The organism is Fodinibius sp. (assembly GCF_041642155.1).
GTDB lineage: Bacteria > Bacteroidota > Rhodothermia > Balneolales > Balneolaceae > Fodinibius.
Map to the genome: position 1 here is coordinate 1 of NZ_JBEPWZ010000073.1, position 11877 is coordinate 11877.

The following is an 11877-nucleotide window of genomic DNA, read 5'->3' on the forward strand; positions in this document are numbered from 1 at the left end:
GGGTTTGTAACCAAAAAAAATTGCGGTTTTTTTTATCCGTTTCAATTTTTTTTAAAAAAAGCTCGCAAATATTCCATCCTGGAGCAGTATATTTCATGGATCCCGGACACTGACGTCCCCCGCCCCCTCGTTTTCACTCCAATTTATCAGGTGAGGTTAAGTGGAGAAAAAATCATACCTGTAAAGGCTTGACTTTACAATCCTATCACACCGATAGAAGTCCCATAAACAGTAGCCCAAAAGCCAACTCCGAGCTCAATATTGCTTTTAACGACTGCAATGCTCTGTACACATAATTACGGGAAGCCTGATAACTCACAGACATGATCTGCTCAATCTCCTCATAGCTCATACCCTCATAAAATTTCAGGTATAATACTTCGCGCTCTTTGGGTGTCAGCTGATGCATAGCTTCTTTCAGCTCTCTGGATTGCATGGTATCCATCTCATGGCGGATGATGAGCTCCTCGGCCGTAAATTGCATTCCGTCACGATTATCTTTGAGCTTATTTAGATATTTTTCTTCTGTTTTCTTCCTGCGAAGAGTATCGATAATACTCCTCCGTAAAGCGGTCCATAGATAGGTTTTTACCCCTTCCACTTTGTCCAGCTGGTCTCTTCGCCGCCATAGTTTTAAGAAAAGCCTTTGAATATGATCCTCTGCTACCGCGGGCTCTCCGCTAAATTTTACCGCGTAGTGATACAAATCGTCATAATACGTTCGAAACAGATATTGAAAGGCGTCACAATCCCCGTTCAAAAACGCTTCCCAGGCTTCGGAATCATTTAATGTCTCAAAATCTGAAGCATCACCAGATTGTATCGATTTTAGCATAAATTCCGGTCAAGATTGATATTACTCATCAGCTGTCATTATTATAACCCAGCACTAAATTATAACCCGGTACTAATCCATCCTCAAATTACCCAAAAGTAGTACCTGTATATAGATACCTCTAAGCCTGATCTCTTTTTAATAAAATTTAATAAGGCAAATTTTTTGTTTTCAATATAAAGTAAAATTTCACACAAATGCTACAATCCCTTTTTATCCGTCTTCCCTCCCCGAAAAAAGGATCCGTCCTTTGGGTCGTACCCCAAATGAACACAAGCTGTGTACCTCATCGTTTATTTAACCCGCTGTTTTTCTATCCTGCGTCTTGGCGGCACTATTTCGGCCAGCAACGCAGTGTACAGAAATAGGGATAACAGACTCATAGCTCATAACGTAATATTCCCTAAAATCTCCCTTATCATTTTTTGTCTTCACAATAATATATTATTCCAACCGTACAGTAACATTATAAATATCTGACGGGCATTAAAATAAATATAAACTATTTCTTATATTCTATTCGAATGCATAAATTTTCTTGCACATCTTGCGTAAATGACGCTTGGCTAATCACGATTGTCTTATTCAGATGATTGAAACTCTGTAAATACGACTGAGCCTTGAAAGTAACACTCAAAAATATTGCTGAGGATACGGGGTACTCGATATCTACGGTATCACGCGTACTAAATGGATCAGACAAAATAAGCAGCAAAACAACAAGAAAAATATACCAGAGTGCTCAGCGATTAAACTATCCTGTCTTAAATAAGGGTAACGGCACGTATGCCGACAAAGCCTTAAAGAATATTTGCATTGCGTCTGAGTTTCGCCTGGGAGAATTTTACTCTTCTCTGTTCTTTGGATTGGACAGAGCAGCCCAGAAAAGACAGATCCATCTGTCACTGACCAGCCTGCCCCAGTCGTTTACGCAGGCGCTGAAAATGCTTCAAAGGCTCGTGGAGGACCACTATTATGAAGGGCTGATACTCTATGCCCCGGGCTTTCGTCGAAAGCACTATCAAAAGCTGTTTAACACCCTTCCCAAAAATTTTCCCATCGTATCAAACGCCCTGATTGAAAATCCTGTTTTCCCAACGGTAACATTCGATGGGTACAGCGGCGGTTATATGGCCGCTGAACATCTGTACGGACAAGGCTATAAAAAATGCGGCATCTTAAAAGGCCCGATGCAAAAGCCGGAAGCACGCTATCGTCTCAATGGGTTTCGCGACTACATCACCCAGACCCGCGATATGTCATTGGTCTGGACGTATGATGGGGACTTTAGCTTTAAATCAGGCCAGAAAGCTTTTGACGCTTTTCAACAAACAGCAGACAGGCCGAGGGCTTTGTTTGCCAGTAATGATAATATGGGACATGCTTTCCTGGAGGAGGCGATCAATCGCCAGTACCATATTCCGGACGATATCGCCCTCATAGGCTATGATAACATGCCGATATGCAGGCGGCACCAGCCCACCATTACTTCCATTAATACTGATTATGAAAAACTGGGCACGGTAACCATGGAAAAAATCAAAGAAGTGATTAGCAATCCGGTACATAGACAGGGCGTCCTAAGCCTGGTTCCGGTCGCTGTTGAAGCCCGAGAATCTTCTTAGCAAGACTAAAAAGCTATAACATTCTTTTTATTAATTTAATTCTATAAATAATTAAATTATCTTTATTTTATAACGCGTATTTAAATTGTTTAAAAAATTATTAATCTATAAACCTTTTTTTCACTTTGAAAGTTACACTAAAAGATATCGCTGATGATACCGGATATTCCATTTCAACGGTTTCAAGAGTGCTGAATGGATTTGATACGAATCCGGATACCAAAAAAACCATCCTGAAGAGTGCCCGAAAACTCAACTACCCCATCCAAAATTTTGACAAAGGAGTAAGTTCCGAGGAGCTGCTTAATATCCTGCTTATCGCAGGAATAGAGATCGGAGAATTCTATGCCTCCTTCTTTGACGGGTTAAACAAGGCTGCCTCCCGCCAGAATGTACGGCTTAGTTTTTCGAGTCTGGAAGATCATATTCCTAAAATTGCAGACATTGCCGACAAGATTGAAGAGGAACATTTCGACGGACTGATCATCAATGTACCCCGCTTTTCAACGGAACAGTATCAAGATCTTAAGGAAGCGCTTCCCGATGATTTTCCGGTGGTCTCAAATGAAATCCTGGATAACCCTATTTTTGAGACGGTGGGTTTCGACAACTACGGGGGCGGACAGCTGGTGGGCCGGCATTTTAAAGAGCGGGGCTATTCGAGCGTCGGCATCATTTACGGTCCCAGTGATAAAAATGTCTCGCGTCAGCGGGCCCACGGGTTCATCGACTTTGTAACTTATGAGGAGGAGATGGAGCTCAGCTGGGAATTTGAAGGAGATTTCAGCTTTGAGTCCGGCATCGAGGCTTTCGATGATTTTAACGAGACTGATCCCCTCCCGCGCGCTGTTTTTGCCGGAAACGATAATATGTGCCAGGGTTTTATGCAGCAGGCGATGGTCGAGCAATTATCTTTTCCCGATGACATCGCTATTGTGGGATTTGACGATCTGCCTATCTGCTCGCGACATCGGCCCAAAATCTCTTCCGTGCATACTCACTACGAGCATCTGGGGACCGTCTCCATTCAAAAGATGAAAACCCTGTTGGGCAACGACAATCACCCGGGCAGAATGCTTAACCTCGTCCCCACAACTCTCAAAGTGCGCGAATCCTCATAGAGGGCTTTGCAAAACCAGTCCCGAAGCATCGGGAAACATCAAAGCCTGAGCGAATTCAAAACCGCAGCATATAATGCATATGTGAGGATTTTGAATGAGCGAAAATGAAGAGATTGGCCAAAAGAACGGTTTTGCAAAACCCTCTCATAATAATAGCAGCATTATAGCATCATCATAGCTGCTGCCGGCAGGTATACGGTAAACAGTATATGAGAGTGTGGTGTACACCCGGTACCAGTGCAGTGAACAGGGGAAAAAGAACCTTTATGTTCACCACTGAAGGAGCCGGGTTATCCGGGAGTTCTGCTATATCCTCCAACCAATCACTCCAGATGGGGACTTTGAAAATCCAGTTTTTTCAGTCCCTTCTGAACTTCCGGGCTCGACATGAACAGTTCCCACAGCAGTCCGGTGCGGTGATTTTCGATCATCACCACAATGGGTCCCTGGTCAATGGCCAAATATTTTTGGGGAAACCAGTCTTCTTCGAGGCTGAAGGCGTCATAAAATCCATAGGGACCCAAAATTTTGTCGCTTAAATGGTAGTAGAAATTCTGCAGGACATCCATCGAGTATTCCGGGGTGTAGGGAAAGGATGAAAGAGCGGCCGTCGGGGAGATCACCCCCAGATCTTCCTCGCCGGGACGGTGAGCCGCGTAGCCGTTGACCGAATAGCTGGCCGTGAGCCCCCATAAATCCTCCCCGTATCCTTCGTAATTATGCGAATTTTCAACGGCCCACTGCCTGTTAATGAGCGTATGATTCCTGTTTTCCTGCCAATAGTCGGCATACCGGTCTTCGAGTCCCCGGGGATCGAGTCCCAGGTACGAATAGTGCGCCCAGAACAAGGGTCCCCCATACTGGGGCGCCCCGTTATGAGAAAGCTGCAAATCATATCCATAGGTTGTGACATCGGCTGTTATGTTTCCGTTGCGCGCCCAGCCCTCGTGATACGCATCCGCAGAAATAGTATGCGTGGGAGATGAGGCTGCCATCACATAGGTTATCAGGGTTTCATTATATCCTTCGAGGGGAAAATCCATCTCCCAGTCGTAATTGGGCGACCAGTGCCAGTACAATACGTTCTCGCCGCCACGGGTATACCAGTCCCATTCCACCTGCCGCCAGAGCGTATCCATTTGGGCGGCTATAAAAACTTCTTCCTGACCGCCGTCCCGTCGTAAATACTGCCGAGCGGTAATGAGTCCCTGAACCAGAAATGACGTTTCCACCAGATCTCCACCGTCATCCTTCGTTCCAAAAGGCTTCACCTCACCTGTCTCTCCATTTAACCAGTGCGGCCACACGCCGTGAAAGCGGTCGGCCTCCTTCAGGAACTTCACGATTCGCTCCAGCCGGTCAACCCCCTGCCGGTCCGTTATAAAGTTGCGCTCCATGCCCACGATAATAGCCATGATACCAAAGCCGGATCCGCCCGTGGTAACGATATGCTTATCGTCTTGCGGATAGTTGCCGTCCATATGGAAACGCTCCCGCGCCATTCCGGAATGGGGCTCGGCGCCGTCCCAGAAATATTGGAACGTTCGCTCCTGGGTAAGCGTCAGAAGCGAGTCCTCCGAAATTTGTGTGACCGCGCCTTCCGGGGCCTGTTTGGCCGGGGCCGTGGGTTCGGGGGACCGGCAGCCGATGGTGGCAACTGATGCGAAAACGACCAGGGCTGCAATACGAAATAATTTTTTCATAACTCAGGTTAACTTGGAATTAACGGGTATTTGCGGGCGGACAATATTCACAGTTCTTGGTTAATACCGGCTTTGACGTACGGCGGTTGAAAGTGATCCGCGGGCACCTCATAGTAATCCCTCAGCCGGTCCAGTTCCTTTTTGAGCTCGTTGATGGTCTCCTCATATTCCTGCTCTCCGTACCGATTTTCTACTTCACGGGGATCCTTTTCCAGGTCATAGAATTCCCACACGTCATCGGTGTAAAAATGGATCAGCTTGTATCGGTCGGTTCTCACGCCGTCATGCCGCGGGACCCCGTGCAGCCCGTGATCATAATAGTGATAATAGGTACTCTGTCGCCAGTCGTCAGGGGTCTCTCCTTCCAGCAGCGGGGCGAACGATCTCCCCTGCATGTCACCGGGTATCTTAGTGCCGGTAATATCCAGGAAGGTGGGAGCAAAATCGATGTTCTGTACCGGGGCGTCAATGCTGCGGCGGGCCTCCATATGGCCGGGCCATCGCATCAAGAGGGGCATTCTCAGCGATTCTTCATACATAAACCGCTTCTCCGCCCAGCCGTGTTCCCCGGTGAAGAAGCCCTGGTCCGAAGTAAACACTACTAATGTATTTTCACGAATACCCGGGTGCTTGTCGAGCCAGTCCAGTAACCTGCCTACATTTTGATCCACGCCGTCGATAAGGCGCAGGTAATCCTTAATGAACAGCTGGTATTCCAGTTTACGGAGCTCCTTTCCGTTCGTTTTCGCCCGTTTCCGGTACCTTTCCACCTCAGGGTCCTTATAACGGTGCCATTGCCTCAGCTGGTCCCGGGTCATCCGGTCGTAATAGATGTTTTCGCCGGGATCATGTTCCTCCAGCGGGGGCAGCGGGTTGTAATGAATTTTCATATTTGCTTTTTGGGCATAGGGCGCCCGCGTCTCGTAGTCGTCAAACAGGGTCGGGGGTTCGGGGATCGTGTCATATTGATACCGGTCGAGAAACCGGAAGGCCGGCATGCGGGGGACATGAGGGGCTTTGTACTGTACAAAGAGCATAAAAGGATCCTGCTGACCGCCGGTATGGTCCGCAAGCCACCGGAGGGCCTTACCGGTTACCAGGTCGGTGGAGTGCCCCTGTTCCGCTTTGGTCGTATCTGCGCCGCCGGTGACAAATTCCGGGTTGTAATAAAAGCCCTGTTTCCCCGCTCCCGTAAGCCGTTCCGAATGATCGAATTCGCCGCCCGGCGGGTTATTCAGGTGCCACTTACCAATCAGGGCCGTGGTATAACCGGCGTCCTGGAGCAGCCGCGGCAGGTTTGCCTGGCGGTTATCCCAGGGAGAGGCATTGCCGACGACCCCGTTTTTATGGCTGTGCTTGCCGGTGAGGATCGCAGCCCGGCTCGGGTTGCAAATCGAATTGGCCACAAAGCTGTTCCGGAAGACCACTCCTTCTTCAGCCAGCCGGTCGATATTGGGCGTGTTGTTTATAGCTCCCTCGTAGGCGCTGACTGTGCGGGTGGCCTGATCGTCCGTCATGATAAAGATAATATTCGGTCTCCCGTCCGCTGTTGGTTCCGGGTCACCCCTTTTGGAACAGGCGAAAAGGATGACAGAGGCCAGGAGAATAATGAATGTGGTCTTGGCAGTTGGCAAAATCAGTAACCGGGAATTTGGTTCACAGTATCTGGAGTTGGGGGATTGTCCCAATTGTCCTCTCTCCTGCCGGGATGGAATCAGGAGTTAAAATAAATATGGATGCAGGGCGCCATTTTTATCCTACCACCCCGGATTCTGGTCCAACTGTCCCCCCGAAAAATCGATCTCATTTTGTGGTATAGGAAACAGTGTATGCTTATTGGGATCAAAATCAGTTTTCCCCAGGGCATCGAATAACTCCTTGGCATATCCCGGCTCCACTTCGTTATATCGCATAATGTCGTAATAACGGTAGCCTTCCAGGGCCAGTTCATACCGGCGTTCCTGCCATATTTCATGACGCAGTTCTTCCCGGCTGGCCACCGTAACCTCGGGTAATACCGACGGGTCGCCTTCTCTTGCCCGTGCTCGTATCATTTCGAGGTACATTAAGGCCTCCCCCGTATTGCCCAGCTCATTATGGGCCTCGGCGGCCATGAGCAGCACATCGGCATAACGCATAACCATCATATTAACCGGTGAATTCGACGGGTAGCCGACGGGCCACGGTTTGGGAAGCAGCGTTTTTTGGTTCGCGCGCGGATCGGCTCCCTCTGCAAACGAAGGCACTTCCTCCGGCGCACCGGGCCAGGCTTCCCCTTCGAAAAATATGGTGTAATCCCTTCTCGGGTCGCCATCTTCATAGGCACTCGCCAGGTCTTCGGAAGGAGAAAAGAATCCCCATCCTATATTCCCTCTGACCCCCTGCCATTTGTTCCATTCATTCGATATATCCTGTTCATCTCGTGTTATAAACTGGACCTCAAAAATAGACTCCGCACCATTCTGATGCTCAACACTCCAGTTCTGGTCATAGGTGTCCAGCAAATTATATTCACCAGAATCAATTACATCCGTGGCATAGCTCAGTGCATTGTCATAATCCTGCTGAAAAAGATACGCCTGGGCAAGCATAGTCCTGGCCGCTCCCTTTGTCGCTCTTCCCAGATCAGAAGAAGCATATTCACTTTTAAGCGGCAGGTCCTCAACCGCACTTTCCAGATCCGATATAATTAACTGGTAAACCTCCCCCTCCGATGCTCTCGGCTTTACCTGTGACGCTTCTTCCGGATCTCCGGGTACTTCCTCATAGATGGGGACACCGCCCCAGCCTCTCACCAGATTAAAGTAGGCAAACGCTCTTAAAAACCTGGCCTCCCCGATATATCGTGACTGCAGCCCCGAATCCATCTCCACATCAGGGGCGTTATTGATAACCAAATTGGCGCGGGCCACTAAGGTATAATTATTGTCGTAATAAGAACTCAAATCACCCTGACTGGTCAGGTAAGTAAAATTATTGACCTGTTCCATCCGGGGCACGCTGCCATCTGCGGGGGTACTGCCGGGGTTGGTATCATCAGAACCTACTTCTTTTGCTACAAACCGGCCAAATCCGCTTAACCCAAAACTCCGGGTCTGGGCATATGCCCCGTTGAGAAGTTTATGAATCCCCTCCTCGGTAGTATACAGCGTAGAACTGGAGGGTTCCCCCAAAGGCTCTTTATTTAAGTTCACAACCCCATCATCACAGGCAAGCCCTGCAAGTAAAAAGATGCTTAACAAGGTAACGTTTATGAATTTCTTCATAGCTGTTCAATCTTAAATTTAGAAAGTTATAGAAGTTCCAAACTGGAAAAATTTGGACACCGGATAGATGTTGTTGTCAATGCCCGTATTTAAGCCACTATTGCTATTCACATTGGCATTATTGGGATCATTTACGCTGCCGGGCGACCTGACACTGCCCGGAATTTCCGGGGTAAGCCCTTCATACTTCGTAAAGTAATGCAGGTTATTTCCGCTGACATAAACATTTGCGGATGATATCGGCAATGCCTCTAACGTGGATGCAGGTATATTATACTGTAATCGTACATTCTGAACTTTAACGTAGGATCCGTCGTGTACCCAGCGCGAAGAAACTTCATAGTTCCAATCACCTCCGAAGGTAATTCGCGGTATCTCATCACTTGTGCCGGGACCCGTCCAGCGATCCAGCCACTCTTTCGAAAAGTTGTCATCGCCGGAAAATCGCACATTATTGTTGCCGTCGTAAATCTCATTTCCAAAGGATCCATACATATCAACCGATAACTCAAAGGCCTTATAACCCACGGTGATATTCAGGCCTCCCGTATAATCCGGAATCGGTGAACCGATCCTGGTACGGTCTTCACTGCTGATCGTACCATCGCCATTGACGTCGGCCATTCTCAGGTCCCCGGGGGCGACATCCGACTGGGCGGGGGCGTTGTCGATCTCCTCTTGCGAATCAAAGGGACCGAGGGACTTATAGCCATAAAAGAATCCGATCGGCTGACCTATGCGGGCGCGGCTCACGTTTTTACCCGCTCCAATATTTCCGCCGATCAGTTCATCCCTGGTACCGAGGTCCACCACCTCGTTATGTATGGTTGTCGCTCTTAATCCGACGTCATAATAAAAATCGTTTTGTGACCCGCTGATATCGAGGCTGAATTCAATACCTGAATTTTCTACGGATCCGACATTCCCTTCCGTGGCATTTAACCCTACGGAGCCCGGCACGCCCACCTCTACCAGCATATCCTTGGTGGTCCGTTTGTACCAGTCAACTTCACCCTCAATTCTGTTATTGAACAGTGCGAATTGCAGTCCGATATCAGTCTGTTCACTCTTTTCCCAGGTTACATTCTGATTGACCAAATTCGTAATAGTTGCTCCCGGGTCAACACTATTTCCCCAAATGCCGGCATAGCCGATACCGGTGGCAGCGGTAGCGTAGTACCGGTAATCGCCAATTTTTTGATTTCCTATTTGTCCCCAGCTGCCCCGAATCTTGAGATCGGAGAGCCAGCCCGCATCCTCCATAAAAGGCTCTTCAATGATCCTCCAGCCGAGAGCGAACGACGGAAAGGTTCCCCAACGCTCATCTTCCGGGAATTTCGATGAACCGTCAATACGCAGGGTTCCGGTAAACAGATATCTATCCATCAGGGTATAATTAACCCGCCCCAGGTAAGAAACAATACTGCTGGAACTGGCATTGTTGGAGTTACCGAGTCCCTCGGTCGCACCCGCATTCAGGTACCAGAGCTCTCTGTCATCGGAGAAAATGTTATTCCGGTCTCCCCCCAGCCTCTCAAAATTGTTTTCCTGGGCCGTAACCCCAACTACCGCATCAATCCTGTGCATGTCCAGGGTCTGGTTATAAGTAAGGGTGTTCTCCCATAGCCAATTCTGGGTCTTGGCCCACATCTTTGAGAGGCTGCTTTCCTGGTTTCTCTGGTTCTCGTCCACAAAGAATACGGGATTAAAATCCGTATTTTCGGCATGATTCATATCCACGCCCAGGCTGGATTTAAACTGGAAGTTGTCCAGAAAATTGATTTCTGCAAATGCATTTCCAACCAAGGCCCGGGATTTGGTAAAATTATTGTGGTAGTCAATAGCCGCAACAACATTCCCGTTGGAACCGATGCCCGTTGACGCATACGAGCCATCGGGGTTCCGTACCGGGATAGTAGAAGGAATTCGGTACGTCCAGTCAAAAGCCGGTCCCAATCGGTTTTCTTTGTCCGACCAGTTGCCAGACAAGTTATGCCCCAAAGTGATATTGTCACTCAGGTGATACCGGTTATTCACACGAACCGAGTACCGCTGGTAGCTACTTTTATCAACGGTCCCGTTCTGATTGTCATATCCTAAGCTGACGTAATAACTGTTTCGATCGGTCCCCTGGCTGAATGAAATATTATACTTGCGGACGGAAGCGGGATCCATTACTTCATCAAACCAGTCGGTGGAACTGTCAATCTGATTGAGATCGAACCTTGGTTCCTCTCCAATGTTTTCGAGTCCCTCATTAATAAGCGTGGCATATTGCCGGGCATTGACCATGCTATAGGAAGTGGGCACTTCCAACCCTTCAGACATGGTGAAGTTAAAGACCGGCTCCTCGCTGGTCCCCTGTTTGGTCGTGATGAGCACCACCCCATTTGCTCCCCTTGAACCGTAGATCGCCGTTGCGGAAGCATCTTTCAATACCTCCATGGATTCAATGTCGTTATTGTTTAAATGGGAAATATCATTTACAAAAACCCCGTCAACGACGAACAAGGGTGAACTGTCGCCCGTCGTACCAATTCCCCTGATATTTATAGAGGGGGAGGATCCCGGTTCACCGGCAGATACGACCTGTACGCCCGAAGCCGTACCCTGCAGCGCCTGGGCGGGATTAGAAACGGCGGGGGACGTAAGGGCGTCGCCCCTGACGCTCGATACCGATCCGGTCAGGTCGCTTCGCTGTTGGGTCCCGTAGCCAATAACCACCAGTTCCTCTCCCGACTCCAGCGTTGCCGGTATTAGGGACACATCGATCTGGTTACGTCCCTGGATCGGTATTTCCTGCGTTTCAAAACCGATAAAGGAAAAGATCAGGGTATCTGTTTCGCTCTCTGTCGTCAGTTTATAGGTGCCCTCCGCGCCGGTGGAGGTGCCCCGCGTAGTGCCCTTTATCTGGATATTCACGCCGGGCAGCGGCTCTCCATTCTGATCATTCACGGTTCCCTCTACCTCATGTGCTTGTGAAAATCCTTTTTCCGGCAGAAGAAACAGTGAGCAGATTAGGGACAGGACAACAATAGAAATGCTTTGGTATCTCATAATTTTTCCGTCGTCGTTGATAATATTTTTATGGCTGGAACAACCAGGAACTATTGTAAGACTAAAAATTAAATGGGAATGATGCAATTCATTATGCAATTTTAAATTAAAAAAATATTATTTCTTGCATTCTGTTGCCGTAGATTTGCTATTTATGCCTATTTAAGTTTGAAATAAAAGAAAATTAATGTTAACTATTTCTTATTATATGCAATTTTATGCAAGAAAATGGTAGGTTAATGATTCATTTATACTTTCAATTTATTCCGT

General features: G+C 48.1%; 7 protein-coding genes. 2 read left to right on the forward strand and 5 right to left on the reverse strand.

The features are described 5' to 3' along the window. Positions 1-205: 205 nt before the first annotated feature. Entirely contained in the window at positions 206-835 is a 630-nt protein-coding gene (locus ACESLU_RS06435) for an RNA polymerase sigma factor (protein WP_372636768.1), read from the reverse strand. Between the two features lie 620 nt (positions 836-1455). Between ACESLU_RS06435 and ACESLU_RS06440 the strand changes: the two genes are divergently transcribed. Beyond that, positions 1456-2460, forward strand: coding sequence for a LacI family DNA-binding transcriptional regulator (locus ACESLU_RS06440; protein ID WP_372636770.1), 1005 nt, complete (start codon positions 1456-1458; stop codon positions 2458-2460). A 125-nt stretch (positions 2461-2585) separates the two neighbouring features. After that, positions 2586-3581: a LacI family DNA-binding transcriptional regulator gene (locus ACESLU_RS06445; protein WP_372636773.1), complete on the forward strand. Its 996-nt coding sequence runs from the start codon at positions 2586-2588 to the stop codon at positions 3579-3581. A gap of 323 nt (positions 3582-3904) precedes the next feature. On the opposite strand, the gene ACESLU_RS06450 is transcribed toward ACESLU_RS06445, so the two are convergent. The 4 genes from ACESLU_RS06450 to ACESLU_RS06465 all read right to left on the reverse strand — a co-directional run bounded on the left by ACESLU_RS06450 (position 3905) and on the right by ACESLU_RS06465 (position 11607). Then, on the reverse strand, positions 3905-5284 hold the full coding sequence (locus ACESLU_RS06450; protein WP_372636775.1) for a glucoamylase family protein: 1380 nt from the start codon (positions 5282-5284) through the stop codon (positions 3905-3907). A 47-nt stretch (positions 5285-5331) separates the two neighbouring features. After that, the gene (locus ACESLU_RS06455; protein ID WP_372636777.1) at positions 5332-6918 is read right to left on the reverse strand and encodes a sulfatase; all 1587 of its coding nucleotides are present in this window, start codon (positions 6916-6918) and stop codon (positions 5332-5334) included. A gap of 123 nt (positions 6919-7041) precedes the next feature. Further along, the gene (locus tag ACESLU_RS06460; protein ID WP_372636780.1) at positions 7042-8550 is read right to left on the reverse strand and encodes a RagB/SusD family nutrient uptake outer membrane protein; all 1509 of its coding nucleotides are present in this window, start codon (positions 8548-8550) and stop codon (positions 7042-7044) included. A gap of 18 nt (positions 8551-8568) precedes the next feature. Further along, positions 8569-11607: a SusC/RagA family TonB-linked outer membrane protein gene (locus ACESLU_RS06465; RefSeq protein WP_372636782.1), complete on the reverse strand. Its 3039-nt coding sequence runs from the start codon at positions 11605-11607 to the stop codon at positions 8569-8571. Positions 11608-11877: the final 270 nt, after the last annotated feature.